The 20,368-nt window shown below is 72.4% G+C and carries 19 protein-coding genes; 12 read left to right on the top strand and 7 right to left on the bottom strand.

The window, feature by feature from the left end; all coding sequences use genetic code 11:
* The first annotated feature begins 1 nt into the window (after window position 1).
* From rpe to CA983_RS05455, 7 genes are all read left to right on the top strand, one after another.
* Complete coding sequence (gene rpe, locus CA983_RS05485) at window positions 2-688, top strand: ribulose-phosphate 3-epimerase (protein ID WP_037769158.1); 687 nt, start codon at window positions 2-4, stop codon at window positions 686-688.
* Window positions 689-766: 78 nt separating this feature from the next.
* The gene (locus tag CA983_RS05480) at window positions 767-1,810 is read left to right on the top strand and encodes a sugar-binding transcriptional regulator (RefSeq protein WP_086599748.1); all 1,044 of its coding nucleotides are present in this window, start codon (window positions 767-769) and stop codon (window positions 1,808-1,810) included.
* A gap of 24 nt (window positions 1,811-1,834) precedes the next feature.
* Window positions 1,835-2,152 carry a barstar family protein gene (locus tag CA983_RS05475; protein ID WP_086599767.1) on the top strand — a complete coding sequence of 106 codons (318 nt, stop codon included), beginning with the start codon at window positions 1,835-1,837 and terminating at the stop codon, window positions 2,150-2,152.
* A gap of 159 nt (window positions 2,153-2,311) precedes the next feature.
* A complete protein-coding gene (locus CA983_RS05470; protein WP_167407333.1) occupies window positions 2,312-3,754 on the top strand; it encodes a GuaB1 family IMP dehydrogenase-related protein in 1,443 nt (480 codons plus the stop codon).
* A gap of 78 nt (window positions 3,755-3,832) precedes the next feature.
* Window positions 3,833-4,399, top strand: coding sequence for a GNAT family N-acetyltransferase (locus CA983_RS05465; RefSeq protein ID WP_086599746.1), 567 nt, complete (start codon window positions 3,833-3,835; stop codon window positions 4,397-4,399).
* A 167-nt stretch (window positions 4,400-4,566) separates the two neighbouring features.
* Window positions 4,567-6,033 (top strand): amino acid permease, encoded by a 1,467-nt coding sequence (locus tag CA983_RS05460; protein ID WP_086599745.1) that lies wholly within the window; start codon window positions 4,567-4,569, stop codon window positions 6,031-6,033.
* Window positions 6,034-6,043: 10 nt separating this feature from the next.
* Entirely contained in the window at window positions 6,044-6,496 is a 453-nt protein-coding gene (locus tag CA983_RS05455; protein ID WP_010046396.1) for an Lrp/AsnC family transcriptional regulator, read from the top strand.
* Between the two features lie 161 nt (window positions 6,497-6,657).
* Here CA983_RS05455 and CA983_RS05450 read toward each other — a convergent pair whose 3' ends face one another.
* Entirely contained in the window at window positions 6,658-7,143 is a 486-nt protein-coding gene (locus CA983_RS05450) for a hypothetical protein (protein ID WP_086599744.1), read from the bottom strand.
* A 294-nt stretch (window positions 7,144-7,437) separates the two neighbouring features.
* Between CA983_RS05450 and CA983_RS05445 the strand changes: the two genes are divergently transcribed.
* A complete protein-coding gene (locus CA983_RS05445; protein ID WP_086599743.1) occupies window positions 7,438-8,634 on the top strand; it encodes an MFS transporter in 1,197 nt (398 codons plus the stop codon).
* Here the strand turns inward: CA983_RS05445 and CA983_RS05440 are convergent.
* On the bottom strand, window positions 8,603-9,136 hold the full coding sequence (locus CA983_RS05440; RefSeq protein ID WP_086599742.1) for a Repetin: 534 nt from the start codon (window positions 9,134-9,136) through the stop codon (window positions 8,603-8,605). The genes CA983_RS05445 and CA983_RS05440 overlap by 32 nt on opposite strands.
* Before the next feature lie 307 nt (window positions 9,137-9,443).
* Here CA983_RS05440 and CA983_RS05435 point away from each other — a divergent pair, with 307 nt between their 5' ends.
* Window positions 9,444-10,232, top strand: coding sequence for a carbon-nitrogen hydrolase family protein (locus tag CA983_RS05435; protein WP_086599741.1), 789 nt, complete (start codon window positions 9,444-9,446; stop codon window positions 10,230-10,232).
* Between the two features lie 47 nt (window positions 10,233-10,279).
* Window positions 10,280-11,977 (top strand): flavin monoamine oxidase family protein, encoded by a 1,698-nt coding sequence (locus CA983_RS05430; protein WP_086599740.1) that lies wholly within the window; start codon window positions 10,280-10,282, stop codon window positions 11,975-11,977.
* A gap of 33 nt (window positions 11,978-12,010) precedes the next feature.
* Here CA983_RS05430 and CA983_RS05425 read toward each other — a convergent pair whose 3' ends face one another.
* Both CA983_RS05425 and CA983_RS05420 read right to left on the bottom strand, forming a co-directional pair.
* Window positions 12,011-12,940, bottom strand: a complete 930-nt coding sequence (locus tag CA983_RS05425) for a hypothetical protein (protein ID WP_143645451.1) — start codon at window positions 12,938-12,940, stop codon at window positions 12,011-12,013.
* A 73-nt stretch (window positions 12,941-13,013) separates the two neighbouring features.
* Complete coding sequence (locus CA983_RS05420) at window positions 13,014-13,712, bottom strand: DUF5995 family protein (RefSeq protein WP_086599738.1); 699 nt, start codon at window positions 13,710-13,712, stop codon at window positions 13,014-13,016.
* Window positions 13,713-13,887: 175 nt separating this feature from the next.
* Between CA983_RS05420 and CA983_RS05415 the strand changes: the two genes are divergently transcribed.
* Complete coding sequence (locus CA983_RS05415; RefSeq protein ID WP_086599737.1) at window positions 13,888-15,021, top strand: glycoside hydrolase family 6 protein; 1,134 nt, start codon at window positions 13,888-13,890, stop codon at window positions 15,019-15,021.
* On the opposite strand, the gene CA983_RS05410 is transcribed toward CA983_RS05415, so the two are convergent.
* Both CA983_RS05410 and CA983_RS05405 read right to left on the bottom strand, forming a co-directional pair.
* Window positions 15,000-16,379, bottom strand: coding sequence for a uracil-xanthine permease family protein (locus CA983_RS05410; RefSeq protein ID WP_086599736.1), 1,380 nt, complete (start codon window positions 16,377-16,379; stop codon window positions 15,000-15,002). The genes CA983_RS05415 and CA983_RS05410 overlap by 22 nt on opposite strands.
* Window positions 16,380-16,481: 102 nt before the next feature.
* Window positions 16,482-17,687 carry an MFS transporter gene (locus tag CA983_RS05405; RefSeq protein WP_086599735.1) on the bottom strand — a complete coding sequence of 402 codons (1,206 nt, stop codon included), beginning with the start codon at window positions 17,685-17,687 and terminating at the stop codon, window positions 16,482-16,484.
* A 189-nt stretch (window positions 17,688-17,876) separates the two neighbouring features.
* Between CA983_RS05405 and CA983_RS05400 the strand changes: the two genes are divergently transcribed.
* Entirely contained in the window at window positions 17,877-19,166 is a 1,290-nt protein-coding gene (locus tag CA983_RS05400) for an ROK family transcriptional regulator (RefSeq protein WP_086599734.1), read from the top strand.
* A gap of 14 nt (window positions 19,167-19,180) precedes the next feature.
* Here CA983_RS05400 and CA983_RS05395 read toward each other — a convergent pair whose 3' ends face one another.
* On the bottom strand, window positions 19,181-19,957 hold the full coding sequence (locus CA983_RS05395; RefSeq protein WP_086599733.1) for an SDR family oxidoreductase: 777 nt from the start codon (window positions 19,955-19,957) through the stop codon (window positions 19,181-19,183).
* Window positions 19,958-20,368 lie beyond the last annotated feature (411 nt).

Here is a 20,368-nt window from a genome sequence, read left to right as displayed (position 1 = left end):
CATGGCCGTGCAGATCAACCCCAGCATCCTCTCCGCCGACTTCGCCCGCCTCGCGGACGAGGCGAAGGCCGTGGAGGGAGCCGACTGGCTCCACGTCGACGTCATGGACAACCATTTCGTCCCGAACCTCACGCTCGGTGTGCCGGTCGTGGAGTCGCTCGCGCGTGCGACGGACACTCCCCTGGACTGCCATCTGATGATCGAGGCCCCCGATCGGTGGGCGCCCCAGTACGTCGAAGCGGGGGCCGGTTCCGTCACCTTCCATGTCGAGGCGGCCGCCGCACCGGTCCGGCTCGCCCGGGAGATCCGCGCCAAGGGCGCCCGCGCCTCCATGGCGCTGAAGCCCGCGACCCCCATCGAGCCGTACGAGGACCTGCTCCCCGAGCTCGACATGCTGCTGATCATGACGGTCGAACCGGGCTTCGGGGGACAGGCCTTCCTCGACATCATGCTTCCCAAGATTCGCCGCACCCGCGAGTTGATCAGCAAGCACGGTCTGGAGCTCTGGCTCCAGGTCGACGGCGGAGTCTCCGCCTCCACCATCGAGCGGTGCGCGGACGCCGGAGCCGACGTCTTCGTGGCCGGATCGGCGGTCTACGGGGCGAACGACCCGGCAGAGGCGGTACGTGCACTACGCACGCAGGCGGAGGCGACCACGGCCAAGGCCTCCTGGGCCTGCGACCACTGAGCCACAGCAAAGTGAACGGCTCTCATCAGGGCTGATCATCCGCGCCGGATCTGCAAGGATGAACGGCGAATCCAGAGTGTGAACAGCAGTGAGGAGATCGCCGTGTCGGGTATGTCGGCGGGCCGGTCAGCCATGCGGATGGGACCCGCTGAGCTGGTGCAGGCGGCGGCCATGGCCCGCCGCTTCTACCTCGAGGGGAAGTCCAAGATCCAGATCGCGGAGGAGTTCGGCGTCAGCCGCTTCAAGGTGGCCCGGGTCCTGGAGACCGCCCTCGAACGGGATCTCGTACGTATCGAGATCCGTGTGCCTGCGGAGCTGGACGCCGAGCGCTCGGACGCGCTCCGCGCCCGCTACGGCCTCAGGCACGCCGTCGTGGTGGAGTCCCCGGCCGAGGCCGAGGAGTCACCCGACCCCGAGAACCTGGGAGAGGTGGCCGCCGACCTGCTCGCCGAGCTGGTCAACGAAGGTGATGTGCTGGGCCTGGCCTGGGGCCGCTCCACCATCCACATGGCGGCGGCGCTCGACCGGCTGCCGCCGTGCACGGTGGTGCAGCTGACGGGCGTGTACGACGCCGGAACCGCCGAGCGCGGCTCCGTCGAGGCGGTACGCCGTGCCGCCCAGGTGTCCGGCGGTGACGCGCACCCCATCTACGCGCCGATGCTGCTGCCCGACGCGGCCACGGCCACGGCTCTGCGCAACCAGACGGGGATCGCCCGGGCCTTCGAGCACTTCGACAAGGTCACCGTCGCCTGCGTCTCCATCGGCTCCTGGGAGCCGGGCATCTCCACGGTGCACGACATGCTCGCCGAGGAGGAGCGCGCGCACTACGCCTCCCTCGGTGTCGCCGCCGAGATGTCCGCGCACCTCTTCGACGCCGAGGGCCGCAGGGTCGGCCGGGACCTGGGCGAGCGGTGCATCACGGTCAAGGCCGACCAGCTCCGCCGTATCCCCGAGGTCGTCGCGATCGCCGGCGGACAGCGCAAGGGACCCGCGATCGACGCGGTGCTGCGGTCCGGGCTCGTCACCAGCCTGGTGACGGACACGTCGGCCGCGGACTATCTGATGACGGCGGGCCCGGCGCCGAAGCCCGCGCTCAACAGGACCGACCCGGACGGAGTCTGACGTATGGCCAGGGAGGCGCGGGAGGTGCCGGACGACCCGGCCGGCCGGATCGTGGTCGTGCTGGACCTCGACGGGGTCACGGACAAGGCGGGCCTCATGGACCGCTGCGCCCGTGACCTCTCCCTGCCCGAGTGGTTCGGCCGCAACTGGGACGCCCTCGCCGACTGCCTGGCCGACCCCGCCCTCTGGCCAGACGGATCCGCGGAGCGGGGGCTGCTGGTCATCGTCCGGGGCTGGCGGGAGTACGCCGGGAAGCGGCCCGAGGAGTGGCAGGTCGCGGAGGAGATCTTCGCCGAGGCGACGGACCGGGGCCCGGGTCTCTTCGTGACCCTCGGGTCGTGACCCCTCGGGCTTGGAGCATCCTCCTAAGGCGCCCCTGACCAGCCTGGATGATCTGCTGGGGGACGTGCGCACATCCGGCATGGGACAATGAAGTACGTGCTCTTTCCCCCTGGCCGGCCGGTCGGGGGGTCACCTCTGATCGACTGGGATGTGCAGCACGTGCGTTTCCTCAATGACATCCAGCCCGGGTACGACCTGACGTACGACGACGTCTTCATGGTGCCGAGCCGCTCCTCGGTGGGCTCGCGGCAGGCCGTCGACCTCAGCTCCCCGGACGGCACGGGCACCACCATCCCGCTCGTCGTCGCCAACATGACCGCCATCGCCGGGCGCCGCATGGCCGAGACCGTGGCCCGCCGCGGCGGCCTCGTCGTCATACCGCAGGACATCCCGATCGACGTCGTCACCGACGTCGTCTCCTGGGTCAAGAGCCGCCACCTGGTCCTGGACACCCCGATCATGCTGGCGCCCCACCAGACCGTCGCGGACGCGCTGTCCCTGCTGCCCAAGCGCGCGCACAACGCCGGGGTCGTCGTCGACGACGACCACCGGCCGGTCGGCGTGGTCACCGAATCCGACCTGTCCGGCGTGGACCGCTTCACCCAGCTCGCCGAGGTCATGTCCCGGGACCTGCTGCTCATCGACGCGGACATGGACCCGGGCGAGGCCTTCGACACCCTCGACCACGCCAACCGCCGCTACGCCCCCGCGGTCAGCGAGGACGGCAGGCTCGTCGGCATCCTCACCCGCAAGGGCGCCCTGCGCGCCACGCTCTACAAGCCGGCCACGGACGCGCGGGGGCGGCTGCGCATCGCCGCCGCCGTCGGCATCAACGGCGACGTCGCCGGCAAGGCCAAGCAGCTGCTGGACGCGGGCGTGGACACGCTCGTCATCGACACCGCGCACGGCCACCAGGAGTCGATGATCAGCGCCCTGAAGCTGGTGCGCGATCTCGATCCGCAGGTGCCGATCGTCGCGGGCAACGTGGTGGCCGCCGCGGGCGTGCGCGACCTGATCGAGGCGGGCGCGGACATCGTCAAGGTCGGCGTCGGACCCGGCGCCATGTGCACCACGCGCATGATGACCGGCGTCGGCCGGCCGCAGTTCTCCGCCGTCCTGGAGTGCGCCGCCGAGGCGAAGAAGTACGGCAAGCACGTGTGGGCCGACGGCGGCATCCGCCACCCGCGCGACGTGGCCATGGCGCTCGCCGCCGGCGCGTCCAACGTGATGGTCGGCTCCTGGTTCGCGGGCACCTACGAGTCCCCGGGCGACCTCCAGCACGACGCCCAGGGGCGTGCCTACAAGGAGTCCTTCGGCATGGCCTCCGCGCGGGCCGTGCGCAACCGCACCTCGGAGGAGTCGGCGTACGACCGGGCCCGCAAGGCGCTGTTCGAGGAGGGCATCTCCACGTCCCGGATGTTCCTCGACCCGGCCCGCCCCGGCGTCGAGGACCTGATCGACTCGATCATCGCGGGCGTCCGCTCCTCCTGCACGTACGCCGGCGCAGGCTCCCTGGAGGAGTTCGCCGAGAAGGCCATCGTCGGCATCCAGAGCGCCGCCGGCTACGCCGAGGGCAAGCCGCTGCACGCCAGCTGGAACTGACGGTCCCCACGCCCACGTCCCAGGCCCCCGACGAAAATCGGGGGCCTGGTGCGTGCGGGCGCCCTACCGTCGTACGCCATGGAGATCACCGTCTGCCGGGCCGCCGATGTGGCGCTGCTCGACCAGTACATCGGCTCCCCGGGCGCCACCTCGTTCCACGCGCGCCGCTTCGAGCGCCAGGAGCGGGGCCTGAGCACGTATCTCGTCGCCTGGCTCGACGGACAGCCCGTGGGGCACACGGAGCTGCGCTGGGGCGGCTGCGACGACGCGACCGTACGGGCGGCACGGCCCGGCTGCCCGGAGATCAACGCGCTCGCCGTGTGGCCCGAGGCGCTGCGCTCGCGCGGCATCGGCAGCGCCCTGGTCCGGGCCGCCGAGGTACGCGCCCGGGAGCGGGGCCGCACGGCCATCGGCCTCGGCGTCGCCGACGACAACCCGCGCGCCGCCGCCCTCTACGCCCGGCTCGGCTACCGGCCGCTCACCCCCTACGTCGGTCGCTGGTCCTACGCGGACCAGAACGGCGTCACGCACGAGTGTGTCGAGGAGCTCACGTTTCTGGTGAAAGAGCTGGCCCGGACAAGTCCTGTGCAACGGACGAACACAGCTGTGCAACGAACCTCCGGTCAGTCCCGAGGAACGCAATGATCTTGCGGGCATGCGCAAGGTTGCTGCATTACACGGGCAACGTCCCTGCTCGTAGGCTGTCGCCTCGTACGTGGCGTGGCGGGGACCCCGCTCGGTGGGTCCCGGCTGTCGGGCGGGGCGCTGCCGTCCCTGCCACCCGAGACCGGCAGTGACGAAGGAGTCAGCGCGTGCTCGACCAAGGCGCACCCCCGCACAGCAGTAGTCAGACCGCCCCGCCGTCCCCGGGCGTCGGCGCGCGCCTCATGCGTCGCAAGCCGGTGGAGAACCTGGTCGCGGAGGGTGGCCAGGGCGAGGGAGGCTCGCTCCGGCGCACCCTCGGGCTCTGGCAGCTCACCATGATCAGCATCGGTGCCACCCTCGGCACCGGCATCTTCGTCGTGCTCGGCGAGGCCGTCCCCAAGGCGGGCCCGGCCGTCACGCTCGCCTTCGTCATAGCCGGCCTGACCGCCCTGTTCTCGGCCCTGTCCTACGCCGAGCTCGCGGGCACCATCCCGGTCGCCGGCTCCTCGTACTCGTATGCGTACGCAACGATGGGCGAGCTGATCGCCTGGATCTGCGGCTGGTGCCTGGTCCTGGAGTACGGCGTGTCGGTCGCCGCCGTCGCCGTCGGCTGGGGCGAGTACCTCAACGAACTGCTCGACGGGACCGTCGGCGTCACCATCCCGGCCGCCCTGTCCGCCCCGCCCGGCGACGGGGGAGTGTTCAACCTGCCCGCGCTGATCGTCGTCCTGCTCGCGATGGCGTTCCTGCTGGGCGGCGCCCGCGAGTCCGCCCGCGCCAACACCGTCATGGTCATCGTGAAGATCGCCGCGCTGGTGATGTTCTGCGCCATCGGCGTCCAGGGCTTCCGCTCCGGCAACTACGAGAACTTCATGCCGCTGGGCATGGCGGGCGTCAGCGCCGCCGGCGCGACGCTGTTCTTCTCCTACATCGGCTTCGACGCCGCCTCCACCGCCGGCGAGGAGGCCAAGAACGCCCAGCGCGACCTGCCGCGCGCGATCATGCTGTCGCTGGTCATCGTCACGGCGCTGTACGTCCTCGTCGCCGCCGTCGCCGTCGGCGCCAAGCCCTGGAAGAACTTCACCGACTCCGAGGCCGCCCTCGCCCAGATCATGCGCGAGGTCACCGGGCAGACCTTCTGGGGCACGCTGCTGGCGTTCTGCGCCGTCATCGCCATCGCGAGCGTCGTCCTGACCGTGCTGTACGGCCAGACCCGCATCCTGTTCGCCATGTCCCGCGACGGCCTGGTGCCGAAGGTGTTCGCCAGGGTCCACCCGAAGACCGGCACGCCCCGCGCCAACACCCTGATCGTCTCCCTGTTCTGCGGTGTGCTGGCCGCCGCGATCCCGCTCGGGCAGCTCGCCGACGCCACCAGCATCGGCACCCTGTTCGCCTTCGCGCTGGTCAACGTGGCGGTCGTGGTGCTGCGCCGGACCCGGCCGGACATGCCCCGTACCTTCCGGGTGCCGCTCTCCCCGGTCCTGCCCGCACTGGGCTTCGCCTTCTGCGTCTGGATGATGGGCAGCCTGCCGACCGTGACCTGGGTCGTCTTCGGTGTCTGGATGGCCGCCGGGCTCGTGTTCTACTTCGTGTACGGCTATCGCCGTTCCCGACTCGCACCATCCGAAAAGTGACCGACCCACTGTGCTGAACGATCTCGACGAACGCATCGTGCACGCCCTCGCCGAGGACGCCCGCCGCTCCTACGCCGACATCGGCCACATCGTCGGCCTGTCCGCGCCCGCCGTGAAGCGGCGCGTGGACCGGCTGCGGGCCACCGGAGCCATCACCGGGTTCACCGTACGGGTGGACCCGGGCGCCCTCGGCTGGCAGACCGAGGGGTTCGTCGAGATCTACTGCCGGGGCAACACCTCACCGGAGACCATCCAGCGGGGCCTGGAGCGCTACCAGGAGGTCGTGGCCGCGTCCACCGTCACCGGGGACGCGGACGCGATCGCCCAGGTCTTCGCCTCCGACATGCGGCACTTCGAACGGGTCCTGGAGCGGATCGCCGGGGAGCCGTTCGTCGAGCGGACCAAGTCCGTGCTCGTGCTGTCGCCGCTGCTGCGGCGCTTCTCGTCGGGATCGCCGACCTAGGGGGCTTCTGATGGATCTCCGCGGCGTCGCGGCGTTCGGCACGCACTCTCGCCGCACCGGACACAAGGCCTAGTAGCTCCGCTACGAGGCCTTCCGCCCGGCACGCCGAGAGCACGCACCGAACGCCGCTCCTTCTTCCGCGGAGATCCATCAGAAGCCCCCTAGCGTTCCCGCCGGCGTGTTCCGGCGGTGTCGCCGGCCCTGCGCACCGCCGTCAGCAGGTGCCGAACGCCGAGCGCGTGTCCGCCCGTGGTCATGAGGAGACGACCGTAGAGGGCGCCGGCCGGGCCGGAGAACCTCGCCCGGGTCTCGGCACGCAGCCGGGTGCGTGCCGGTCCGGCCTCGTCCAGGCGGAAGCGCAGGGCGTACGTCGAGAAGTGATGACGCCCGATCAGGACCAGCTCCGCGCCCGGAACCGCGGAAGCCACCCGGAAACCGGGAATCGTCGAGCCCTCTCCCAAGGGACGGGGCCCGGAGGCCGTGCGGTCGGCGCAGCCGACCAGGCGTGCGTACGCGGCCGCCCGGCCACCCCCGAAGGAGCGGTCCAGAACCTCACCGAGCGCGCCCCACACGACCTCGGCGTCCGCCGCGACGACCGTCGTGTGCTCGTCGACGTACGGCAGGGAGAGCAGTGCGGCGGCGTCCATGAAGACCCCCTTCGCCGACCGGTCGGGTCCGGCTTGCCCAGCCAGTCTCGCGCGCCCGCCGTACGGCGGCCTCCTCCGGCGGGTGGACATCCATCGCCGCTCGGCGGCGACGGGCGGCGCCCGCCCTCCTCCCGGCGGAGGACGCCCCGCTGAGGATTCTCGCTGTGCTCCGGGCTCCGGACCGCCTACCATCGGTGTCATGACCTGGCGACATTGATCCACCAGCCGCGCCTCCCGAGGACCGCCTCGGACGCCGTACCTCCGGCATCCGATCGGTCCTTACGGGAAGGCCTCATGACACTCTCACCCGCACGCGTGCCCGCCACCGGCGTCCGGCGGCTGACGACCACGCTGTACGGCTACGCGTTCCTCGACGACTTCATCCTGCTCTACCCGGTGTACGCGCTGCTGTTCGCCGACACCGGCATGTCGCTCTGGCAGATCTCCTCCCTGTTCGCCCTGTGGTCGATCACCTCGGTGGTGCTGGAAGTGCCCTCCGGCGCCTGGGCCGACGCCATGTCGCGCCGGAGGCTGCTGTGGATCGGCCCCCTGCTCACCGCCGCCGGCTTCGCGCTGTGGGTGGTCGTCCCGTCGTACTGGGCCTTCGCGGCCGGCTTCGTCCTGTGGGGCGCGGGCGGGGCGCTCGGCTCCGGCGCGCTGGAGGCGCTGGTGTACGACGAGCTGGACCGGCTCGGCGCCGCCGGCCGGTACGCCCGGATCATGGGCCGGGCACGGGCCGCGCGGCTGGTGGGCACCGTGGCCTCCCTCGGCCTCGCGGGGCCCGTCTTCGCCCAGGGCGGCTACGGGGCGGTCGGTGCCGCGAGCTTCCTGGCCTGTGTGCTGACCGCCGTCACCGCGACCCGGTTCCCCGAGCACCGGGTGCGGCCGGACGACGCCGGCGACAACTGGGCGACGACCCTGCGGACCGGGCTCGCCGAGGTCCGCAGGGACCGTTCCGTGCGCGGCGCCCTGCTGCTGATCCCGGCCGTGGCAGCGGTGTGGGGCGCGCTCGACGAGTACACCCCGCTGCTGGTCCGGGACATCGGCGTCGCCGAAGCGACGGTGCCCTACATGATCATGCTGATCTGGGCGGGCGTCACCGTCGGCAGCCTCCTGACCGGACCGGCCGAACGCCTCGGCCCGGCCGGTCTCGCCGCGCTGCTCGCGGGCGCCGCACTCGCCCTGGCCGTGGGAGCCGCGGCCCGCTCACTGGCCGGCATCGCTCTCGTGAGCCTCGCCTTCGCCGGGTTCCAGCTGGCGGAGGTGCTGGCCGACGCCCGCCTCCAGCACCGTATCGACGAGTCCCGCCGCGCCACGCTCACCTCCGTGGCGAGCCTGGGCACCGAGCTGGCGACGGTCGCCACGTTCGGCGTGTACGCGCTGCTCGGCACGGACATGGCGCACAGCACCGTCTTCGCGGTGCTGGCGATCCCCTATCTGGTGACAGCGCTGGCGCTGGCTAGAAGTCGGGCCGCCACGGCACGACCGTGAAGCCGCCCGTCCCCTTCCTGACCTTCTCGAAGGGGGCGGAGCCCACGCACTTGGGCAGGTCCTTCGGACCGAGGTCCTCGGTCGTCGCCCAGCTGTAGCCGAGCCGGTCGTGGCGGCTGAGGTCGTGCACGGTGATGCCGACCCGGGTGCCCTTCGCGCCGGGCAGGTCCGTGTCGGTGACGACCCCGGAGACGACCGCGACCTCGCCGCCGGTGACCAGGCAGTCGACCTTCGCCTTCGCCCAGGCGCCCTCGCCGTTCAGGTAGTGGCTCCACTCGAAGGTGCCGGTCGCCTTCATCGGGTCGGCCTTGTCCTTCGCGGCCAGGTGCGCGTCGAAGGAGAAGGTGATGTCGTCCCCGGCCGTGCGGTACAGCTTGGCCTTGCCGGTGAGCGCGGCGGCCTCACGCTTGCTCTCGTCGGAGGCTCCGGCGGAGCCGGCCGCGGCGGCGACGGTGAGCAGCAGCGCGGAGCCGAGTAAGGCGGTCCTCGTACGGCGGTTCATGGCGGTCCTTTCCGCAGGTGACGTACGTCAACTGGACGCTCACCACTGTCCCGGCGCGGCGCCCGCGTCACATCGCGCCGGGGACGGGACCCGCCTCCGCCGCCCGGCGGGGAATCCCGCCCGGGCCTGCGCCCACGGGCGGACCGGACGTACGACTCAAGGCCCCGCAACGAATCGCCGCGGACCGGGCGGCGAACGCAATGATCCGCTCACGGACGCGCAACGGCTGCTCCTTGTCCGGCCGGAGCCGCCGACCGTACCGTCTATCAGGCCCCCCGAAACCCCCGCGTACCGGTGAGGAACACGCATGCGCACCGCCCTGCTCCAGAGCTCCGGCCGACCCGGCTCCACCGTCGAGAACCTCAAGGTCCTCGACGAGGCCGCGGGCCGGGCCGCCGCCGCGGGCGCCGCGCTGCTGGCCGCGCCGGAGATGTTCCTGACCGGGTACGCGATCGGCGACGACATCGGCCGGCTCGCCGAGCCCGCCGACGGCGACTGCGCGGACGCCGTCGCCGAGACCGCGACCAGGCACGGCCTCGCGATCGCCTACGGCTACCCCGAGCGGGCCGGCGAGGCCGTGTTCAACTCCGCCCAGCTGATCTCCGCCGACGGCACCCGTCTCGCCAACTACCGCAAGACCCACCTCTTCGGCTGCTTCGAGCGCGACCACTTCACGGCCGGGGACCAGCCGGTCGTCCAGGCGGAGTTCGACGGTCTGCGCGTCGGGATCCTGATCTGCTACGACGTCGAGTTCCCGGAGAACGTCCGCGCCCACGCCCTCGCCGGCACCGACCTGCTGGTCGTCCCGACGGCGCAGATGCACCCGTTCCAGTTCGTCGCCGAGTCGATGATCCCGGTGCGTGCCTTCGAGAACCAGATGTACGTCGCGTACGTCAACCGGGTCGGCCGGGAGGGCGAGTTCGAGTTCGTGGGGCTGTCCACGCTCGCCGGGCCCGACGGGGTCGCCCGTACCCGGGCCGGGCGCGCCGAGGAGCTCGTCCTCGCCGACGTCGACCCCGCCTTCCTCGCCGCGTCCCGCGAGGCCAACCCGTATCTGCGGGACCGGCGCCCGGGCCTGTACGGGCCGCTCGTCTGACCTCCCCCCGGCACCTGTCTGTTTCTTCTGCAAGGAGTCCGTACCCCATGACGTCCACCGTGCCCAACGCCGTCGAGCACGCAGACGCGCAGCAGCCGCCGATCACCATGTTCGGCCCGGACTTCCCGTACGCGTACGACGACTTCCTCGCCCATCCGGCGGGTCTCGGTCAGATACCCGCGACCGAGCACGGCACGGAGGTCGCGGTCATCGGCGGCGGCCTGTCCGGCATCGTCGCCGCGTACGAGCTGATGAAGATGGGCCTCAAGCCGGTCGTGTACGAGGCCGACCGGATCGGCGGGCGGCTGCGGACGGTGGGCTTCGAGGGGTGCGACGACTCCCTCACCGCCGAGATGGGCGCGATGCGCTTCCCGCCGTCCTCCACCGCCCTCCAGCACTACATCGACCTGGTCGGCCTTGAGACGCGGCCCTTCCCCAACCCCCTGGCGGAGGCGACCCCGTCGACCGTCGTCGACCTCAAGGGCGAGTCGCACTACGCCGAGACGATCGCCGACCTGCCCCAGGTCTACCGGGACGTCGCCGAGGCCTGGAACCGGTGCCTGGAGGAGGGCGCCGACTTCTCCGACATGAACCGCGCCCTGCGCGAGCGGGACGTGCCGCGCATCCGCGAGATCTGGTCCCGGCTCGTCGAGAAGCTCGACAACCAGACCTTCTACGGCTTCCTCTGCGATTCCGAGGCGTTCAAGTCCTTCCGGCACCGCGAGATCTTCGGCCAGGTCGGCTTCGGCACGGGCGGCTGGGACACCGACTTCCCGAACTCCATCCTGGAGATCCTGCGCGTCGTCTACACCGAGGCCGACGACCACCACCGCGGCATCGTCGGCGGCTCCCAGCAACTGCCGCTCCGCCTCTGGGAGCGCGAGCCGGAGAAGATCGTCCACTGGGCCTACGGGACCTCGCTCGCGAGCCTCCACGAGAACCGTGAGCCCCGCCCGGCCGTCACCCGCCTGCACCGCACCGCCGGCAACCGCATCACGGTGACCGACGCGCGCGGCGACATCCGCACCTACCCGGCGGCGATCTTCACCGCACAGTCCTGGATGCTGCTGTCGAAGATCGACTGCGACGACTCGCTCTTCCCGATCGACCACTGGACGGCCATCGAGCGCACCCACTACATGGAGAGCTCCAAGCTCTTCGTGCCGGTCGACCGCCCGTTCTGGCTGGACAAGGACGAGGAGACCGGGCGGGACGTCATGTCGATGACGCTCACCGACCGTATGACGCGCGGGACCTACCTCCTCGACAACGGCCCGGACCAGCCCGCCGTCATCTGCCTCTCCTACACCTGGTGCGACGACAGCCTCAAGTGGCTGCCGCTGTCCGCGAACGAGCGGATGGAGGTCATGCTGAAGTCGCTCGGCGAGATCTATCCCAAGGTCGACATCCGCAAGCACATCATCGGCAACCCGGTGACCGTCTCCTGGGAGAACGAGCCCTACTTCATGGGCGCGTTCAAGGCCAACCTGCCCGGCCACTACCGCTACCAGCGGCGCCTGTTCACGCACTTCATGCAGGACCGGCTGCCCGAGGACAAGCGCGGCATCTTCCTCGCCGGCGACGACATCTCCTGGACGGCCGGCTGGGCCGAGGGCGCGATCCAGACCGCCCTCAACGCGGTCTGGGGCGTCATGCACCACTTCGGCGGCACGACCGACCCGGCCAACCCGGGGCCGGGCGACGTCTACGACGAGATCGCGCCCGTGGAACTGCCGGAGGACTGACCGGGACGCCGGGCCCTCCGACGGGCCGGGCCGTCACGGCCTGGGCCCGGCGCGAGCCCTGATCCGCCTGGCGTACCGGAGGTTCCTCGCCGCGCCGGCCTGTCCGAGACGTGACCGGACCCGTCGCACCGGTCGTGGCCGCGGGCCCGGGGCGGCATCGCGTACGGACTCGGTGGCATCCTCGTCCTCCGGGCCACCGGCCGGAAGCCGGCGGCGGACGACCATCGCGACCACGGCGGCGATGGCGCTCACGGACACGGCGAGTCCGCCCAGGCCGGTGATCGCCTCGGTCACCTGCCGCCACAGGTCTCTGGCCCAGGAGAGCCAGTTGTCGTCCTCGGGCGGCGCCCCCGCGTCCACGAGCCAGACCAGGGGCGGCTTCTCCACCAGCACCGTGTCGGTGTCGCGGAGGTAGGAGGTCATGGTGAGCGCGAGGCTGAACGTGCCCGCACGCTCGGCCTGCACTTCCCACAGCCAGACAGCGACGTCCTTGCGGGTCAGGACGTTCTGTCGTTCCGACGACAGTGGCGTGCACCGCACACCGGCACCGGTGCAGTGCAGCTTCACGCCTATCTGCGTACCCGCGCTGACGACCGTTCGGGACTCGCCGGGGGCGGACGGGATCCGGGCGCCCGGAATCTCGACCCGGAACCGGCGCGGCGGCGCATCCGCCACGAGCCCCAGGGCTCGCGGGTTCGTGTGGACGACCGTGACGTCGAAGAGCCGGCGACGCTCCCGCTCGATCTCCTCGACATAGGACGACCGGTCGGACGGGGGCGCCGGTGACACCGCAGCACCATCGGGCCGGTCCTCGTCCTCGCTTCGCGTGACGAACCCGACGAAGCTTCCCCAGACCAAGGCGAGCAGGAGCCCGAGCGCGACCCAGGAAACGCCGCCCAGGGCATCGAGGACCAGGAGCACCGAGCTCCGCCGACGAGTCGCCCACGCGCGTAATCCGACCATGCGCGCACAGCGTAGTGAACGATCCTGTCACCAGGCCCACGCCCGAAGTCGACGCCCGGGCAACCGAGTTGGATCACCTCTGCAACGGTGTGAGCAGCATGCGCCCCGCGAAACCCACCGCCGTGTCCAGGCGGTCGGTGAACTCCTCGGCCACGTCGGGGATTCCGCGCAGCGCCCACAGGGCCCGGGCCGCCGTCCAGGTGGCGTCCCGGGCGCGCTCCAGGCTCCACGCGCCGAGCAGATGGGTCAGCGGGTCGGCGATCTGGAGGAGGTCGGGGCCCGGCATCAGATCTTCGCGGATGCGCTCCTCCAGCGAGACGAGGAGATCGCCCACCGCGTCGAACTCGTCCTCCAGGTCGGCGGGTGCGCAGTCGAGCGTACGGCAGGTGTCCACGACGGCCAGCGCGAGATCGTGCCCGATGTGCGCGTTGATGCCCGCGAGCGCGAACTGCAGCGGGCGTACCCCGGGATGGCGGCGGAACTGGAACAGCGGCCGCCAGCAGGCCGGCGGGACCCGCTCGCCGGCCACCGCCTCGACGGCGTCCAGGTACCGCTGCGCGAACCGTACGTCCAGCGTGATCGCGGAGTGCGGGTCCGCGAACCGCCCGATGTCGACGTACCGGTCCACCGCTTCCGTCACGGCCAGGTAGACGCGGTTGAAGACGGCCACCCCGTCCCGGGGGTGCAGGGTCGCGTCGAGGGCGCGCATACGGGAGATGACTCCGTCGACCGGAGTGTCCACGGCTGGGGGGACTTGTTCGCATCGCGGCATGCGGGCAGAGTCCCAGCTCTAGGCTGGCGGAAGTACCGGCAGGCCCGGCGCTTCCCCGAAACGGGGGAACGCCGCCCGCCGCAGGGGGAGGGGGACCGGCACCGTGTCAGGCTCGCGTGCCCAGCGCCTGGCCGCCCGCAGGGCCGAGCGCAGGCGCGCCGTCCGGCGTGGCGCGATGGTCGTGGCGGCCTCGGTCGTGGTTGCGGCCGGTGCGGTCGCAGGGGTGCTGTCCGCCTTCGACGACCGGCGCGGCCCGGACCAGGCCAGGCGCCCCGAGACGTCCGCGTCGCCCCTCCTGGCGCCGCTGCCCGCGGTGCCGTCGGAGTCCCCGTCGGCCACCGAGTCCGCTTCTCCCACTCCCGCCACCTCCGCGCCCGGGACGCCGAGCCCCACGCCGTCGCCGTCGAGAACCCGGAAGAAGCAGGAGCGGACCACCCCCGTGAGCCCCCGGCTCTACCGCCACCCCGACTCGCAGGTGCTCGACTGGGTCCGGGCCAACTCCGGCGACCCCCGCCACGCGGTCATCGCCTCCCGCATCGCCGACCAGCCGGCCGCCGTCTGGTTCGCCGACCACTCCCCGGACACGCTCACCGCCCGGGTCGCCGCGGTGACCTCGGGCGGTGCCGCACAGGGCCGGGTGCCCGTCCTCGTGCCCTACGCGATCCCCGGCCGGGACTGCGGCGGTCACTCCCAGGGCGGGGCGCCCGACCTGGACGCGTACGACGCATGGATCGACCGGTTCGCCGACGGGCTGGGCTCCGGCGAGGTCATCGTCGTCCTGGAGCCGGACTCGGTCGCCCAGGCCGAGTGCCTGTCCGCCGGTGAGCGGGCGGACCGCTTCGCCTCGCTGGCCCGGGCCGGACGCGTCCTGAAGGCCGCCAACCCCCGGGCACGCGTGTACTTCGACGCGGGGCACTCGGGCTGGAACGCGCCCGGCAATCAGGCGGCGTGGCTGCGGCAGGCCGGTGCCGCCTCGCCCGCCTCCTCCGACGGGATCTTCAGCAACGTCTCCAACTTCCACACCACGGCCGACGAGGTGGCCTACGACCGGCGGGTCCTGGACGCGCTCGGCGGCCCGGCGAGCCTGGGCGCCGTCATCGACACCAGCCGCAACGGCAACGGTGCCCCGCCCGACGGCACCTGGTGCGATCCGGCGGGCCGCAAGCTCGGCCGGGCACCGACCCTGAGCACGGGCGAGGACCGGATCGACGCCTACCTGTGGATCAAGCTGCCGGGGGAGTCGGACGGCTGCAAGGGCAAGCCGGGGACGTTCACGGCGTCGTACGCCTACGACCTGGCCTCGTCGTAGGAGCTGGTGCCCTCGTCCAGCAGCGGCTGCTGCGTCTTCAGGTGGGGCGGGGCGAAGGCCCGCAGCGCGTGGTAGCCGGTGATGACGACGAGCGTGCCGAGCGCGATGCCGCTCAGCGAGAAGGTGTCCGTGATCTGCATGGAGACGTTGCCGACGCCGATGATGATGCCGGCCGCCGCCGGGACCAGGTTCAGCGGGTTGCGCAGATCCACCTCGGCGTTGATCCAGATCTGGGCGCCGAGCAGGCCGATCATGCCGTACAGGATGACGGTGATGCCGCCGAGCACCCCGCCCGGGATCGCCGCGACGACCGCGCCGAACTTCGGGCAGAGGCCGAAGAGCAGGGCGAAGCCGGCGGCGGCCCAGTAGGCGGCCGTCGAGTAGACGCGGGTCGCGGCCATCACGCCGATGTTCTCGGAGTACGTGGTGTTGGGCGGGCCGCCGACCGCGGTGGACAGCATCGAACCCACGCCGTCCGCGGCGATCGCCGTACCGAGCTTGTCGTCCAGCGGGTCGCCGGTCATCTCGCCGACCGCCTTGACGTGCCCGGCGTTCTCCGCGACCAGGGCGATGACGACCGGCAGGGCGACCAGGATCGCCGACCACTCGAACGACGGGCCGTGCAGGGTCGGCAGCCCGATCCAGTCGGCCTGGCCCACGCCGGAGAGGTCGAGCCGCCAGTGGTCGGTGAGCTTGCCGCTGGCGTCCACCGAGTGGATCTTGCCGAAGACCAGGTCGAAGACCCAGGAGACGCCGTACCCGAAGACCAGCCCCAGGAAGATCGCGATCCGGGACCAGAAGCCGCGCAGACAGACGACCGCCAGCCCGGTGAACAGCATCACGAGCAGGGCCGTCCACTGGTCCTGCGGCCAGTACGTCGAGGCCGTCACCGGCGCCAGGTTGAAGCCGATCAGCATCACCACCGCGCCGGTCACGATCGGCGGCATCGCGGCGTGGATGATCCGCGCCCCGAACCGCCGCACGGCGAGCCCCACCAGGAACAGCGCGGCGCCGACGACGAAGACCGCACCGGTGACGGTGGCGCTGCTGCCGCCCTGGGCACGGATGACCGCCGCCACGCCGACGAAGGACAGCGAGCAGCCCAGATAACTCGGGACGCGGCCACGGGTGGCGAGCAGGAACACGACGGTCGCGACGCCCGACATCATGATCGCGAGGTTGGGGTCCAGGCCCATCAGGACCGGGGCCACGAAGGACGCCCCGAACATGGCCACCACGTGCTGGGCACCCAGCCCGGCCGTGCGGGGCCAGGAGAGCCGCTCGTCGGGGCGGACCACGGCGCCGGGCGCCGGGGTACGTCCGTCGCCGTGCAGTTTCCAGCGGACGCCGAGATCCATGGTGCGGTTTCGCTTTCGTCGTGCGTGCGAGTGTCCGGACCATTGTCGAGGTGCGTCGGAAGCGCTGGTGACCGGGGCCGCCCGGGCCGGCCGGGCGTCCGTTCAGGGCCGCGGGTCGGGGACCGCCGCGTCCGGCAGGCTGGTCTTCGCCCGGTCGCCTGGGCGCAGCACGCGCGCGAACGCCACCAGTCCGCCGGACAGCAGCGTCACCAGAGCGAACGACACCATCAGGCTGGTCGCCTGCGCCAGCATGCCGATCGCGCTCGGCGCGATCAGGCCCGAGGTGTACGTGATGGTCGCGACGCCCGCGATGGCCAGGCTCGGGTTGGCGCCGCTGCGGCCCGCCGCCGCGAAGCACAGCGGTACGACGACGGCGATGCCCAGCCCCATCAGCGCGAACCCGGCCATCGCCACCGCCGGCTGCTCCGCCACGACGATCAGCAGCCCGCCGAGGACGGCGAGCACACCGCTCGCGCGCACGGTCCGCACGGCGCCGAAGCGGTCCACGATCCGGTCGCCGGCGATCCGGGCGATGGCCATGGTGAGGGTGAAGCCCGTCGTGCACGCCGCCGCGAGACCGGCCGAGGTCTGAAGCTGTTCGCGCAGATAGACCGCCGACCAGTCCAGGCTCGCGCCCTCGGCGAACACCGCGCAGAACCCGATCGCGCCGATGAGCAGCGCCGACCGGGGCGGCAGGGCGAACCTCGGCGGCGGATCCTCGTCCTCGGCGGGCTGGAGGTCGAGCACCCACTGGCAGGACAGCACGCCGGCGACGGTGAGGACCGCGGCGGCCAGGACGTGGTGCAACCGGGCGTCCGAGCCGAGGTGCGCGGCGAGCGTGCCGGCCGCCGAGCCGACCAGGGCGCCCGCGCTCCACATGCCGTGCAGCCCGGACATGATCGACCGGCTGAGGCGGTTCTCGACCTCGACGCCCAGCGCGTTCATCGCCACGTCCGCCATGCCCGCCGTGGCGCCGTAGGTGAACAGGGCCAGGCAGAGCGTGAGCAGGTTCGGCGCGAGGGAGGGCAGGACCAGCGAGAGCGTCCACAGGGCGATCAGTCCGCGCAGCGCGTTGCGGGCACCGAAGCGGTGGCTGATGCTGCCGGCGAGCGGCATCGCGATGGACGCGCCGAGCGCGGGGAAGGCGAGCGCGATCCCCAACTGTCCGGCGCTGACGCCCGCGTGGTCCTGGATCCACGGCACGCGGGTGGCGAACGAGCCGGTCACGGCGCCGTGCACGGCGAACACGGCGGCCACGGCGTACCGCGACCGTTTCACCTCGCGCTGTTCGTAGACCACGTTGCTCATTCTCCGGCCCCGTCCTCTCCTGGTCTTCCCCGCTCGCGTCGCGTGTCCACGTCCACGGGAGTGCGTCGGCGCGTGTCGGCGGGTGTGGGCGCGCGTAAACTATCAGGAACCCTGCCTGATAGATAAGGGGATTACCGGCTGGCCGGAGTACACGGCCGTGCGGCCCCACAGATCTGGAAGGATCCCGGCATGCCCGCATCCCCGAGCACCGCCCGGGCCATCAACGACCGGCTCGCCCTGCGTCTGCTCCAGCAGGAGGGCCCGCTGACGGCAGGGCAGTTGAAGCAGCTGACCGGTCTGTCCCGGCCGACCGTCGCCGACCTCGTCGAACGCCTCACCGCCGCCGGGCTGATCGCGGTGGTCGGCGAGGCGGGGGAGCAGCGGCGCGGACCCAACGCCAAGGTGTACGGCATCGTCGCCGACCGGGCGCACCTCGCCGCGCTGGACATACGCACCGAGGGCGTCGCCGTGACCGTCGCCGACCTGGTGGGACGGGTGCTGGCCGAGGCGTCGGCGCCCATCGCCGACGACACGGGCACGGGCCCCGCCGTGGAGCAGGCGGTCGCGCTGGTCGAGCGCGTGGTGAAGGAGGCAGGCGCCGACCGGCTGCACACCGTCGGGATCGGGGCGCCCGGCCTGATCGACCCGGCCAGCGGCGAACTCCGCGACTCCTCCGGGCTGCCGCAGTGGCACCGCCGGCTCGTCGCAGCCCTCCAGGAGCGGCTGCCCGAGGCCCGGGTCAGCGTGGAGAACGAGACCAACCTCGCGGCGCTGGCGGAGCAGCGCGACGGGGTGGCGCGGGACCGGGACACCTTCGTCCTGCTGTGGCTGGGCCACGGCACGGGCGCGGCGGTGGTCCTCGACGGCGAGCTGCGGCGCGGTGCCTCCGGCGGCACCGGCGAGATCGGCTTCCTCCCGGTCCCGGGCACGGCGGCGCTGCCCTCCTCGACGGACTGCGAGGGCGGCTTCCACTCCCTGGCCGCGTCGGCGGCGGTCGTGGACCTCGCGGCGCGGTGCGGGGTTCCGGCGGAGTCGGGGCAGGAACCGCCGGCGGTGGGGGTCGTACGGTCGGCGGTCGGTGTGGTGCGGTCGGCGGTGCGCGACGTGCGGGCGTTGGAGACGGGTTCCGGGGTGTCCGAGTCCCCCACGGCGGTCCCCACGGCCGTCCCCGCTGCCCGTTTCCTCGCTGCCCGTTTCCTCGACGCCCTCGCCGATCGTCTCGCCGTCGGTGTCGCCGCGGTCGTCGCGATCCTGGACCCCGGTTGCGTGGTGCTCGGCGGTGAGGTCGGCCAAGCGGGCGGCGACGAACTCGCCGCCCGCGTGCAGGACCGCATCGCCCGGATGACCCCGCTGCCCACGGAGGTACGGACGACCGCACTCGGCGGCAGCGCGGTCCTACGCGGCGCCCTCCTCACGGCCCGCGACCGCGCCCAGGAGGAACTCTTCGCTCCGGGGGAGCGGCCCGTACAGCGGTGGTAGCCCGGACCCGGGTGTCACGTCCGGGACCGCCCGCTGCCCGCCCGCGCCTGCTCGCCCCTGTACCGCCGCGCCAGGTACTCCTCGAACGTGCCTGTGCCGGTCGCCCGCTGCGGCGTCAGGTGACCACCGCTCCGGAAACCCCGGTACGCCGCGCCCCACAGCGGCACGTTCACGACCCCCCGGCGCCGGCCGGTCGCCTTCAGATACGCGCGGGCCAGGGACTCGAGCGTCCGCACCTCCGGCCCGCCCATGTCCTCGACCCGCCCCGCCGGTGCCCCCACCGCCAGTCCGGCCAGCCGGTCGGCGACCTCGGCCACCTCGACCGGCTGGTCCCGGACACCGGCCGGCAGGAACAGGACCGGCAGCTTCGACAGCCCCTGGAGCAGCGTGACGAGCAGGTCGTGGAACTGCGTCGCCCGCAGCACGGTCCAGTCGAGTCCCGACTCCTCGACCAGCTTCTCCACCGCGAGCTTGCTCTTGTAGTAGCGGAACGGCACCCGGTCGACACCGACGATGGAGATGTAGACGAGGTGCCGCACACCGGCCCCGCGCGCCGCGCCGACCAGGTTCGCCGCGGCCTGCTCATCGCCCTTCGGCGACGACGCGCAGTGCACGATCGTGTCCACACCGGCGACGGCCGCGTCCAGCGCGGCACCGCCCTCCCGCAGGTCGACCGCGTACGGCTGGGCGTGCCGGCTGAGCACCCGCACCTCGTGCCCGTCCGCGCGCAGCCGCTCGGCGACGAGCCGGCCGAGCGTTCCGGTGCCGCCGGTCACCAGGATCGTGGTCATGCTGTTCAGCCCCTTCGGACGCCGGACGCTCCCGGACGGAGCGCCCCTCTGCAACTGAGACCGAACAGCCCCTGCCGGATGTGACAGACGCGCCCGGCGATCCGCGGTCCGCCGTCCGCGCCTAGCCCCCGCGTCCCGCGCTTGGCGATCCGCGCCTAGCCCTCGCGTCCCGTGCTCGGCGGCCCGCCTCACACCCGACACGCCGGCGTCCCCCGCCCAGCATCCCGCGCCCCGCCGGCGATCCCGCGACGCGACCCGGCGGCCCTACGGCCGGGCGAGCTGACGCGCGCGAATGCCAGCCTTTCCGGGGTAACCACGGCCCATACCCCAGCGACCGCGCCCGGCGATTTGCACTCGGCGACCCGCGACCACGCCCCGCGGCCTGCGACCCGCGCCCGGCGCGACCGGCGC

This window comes from Streptomyces swartbergensis (assembly GCF_002148965.1).
GTDB lineage: Bacteria > Actinomycetota > Actinomycetes > Streptomycetales > Streptomycetaceae > Streptomyces > Streptomyces swartbergensis.
Note: the sequence above shows the minus strand (reverse complement) of the source record. Positions and strands in the feature narration are given on the sequence as shown.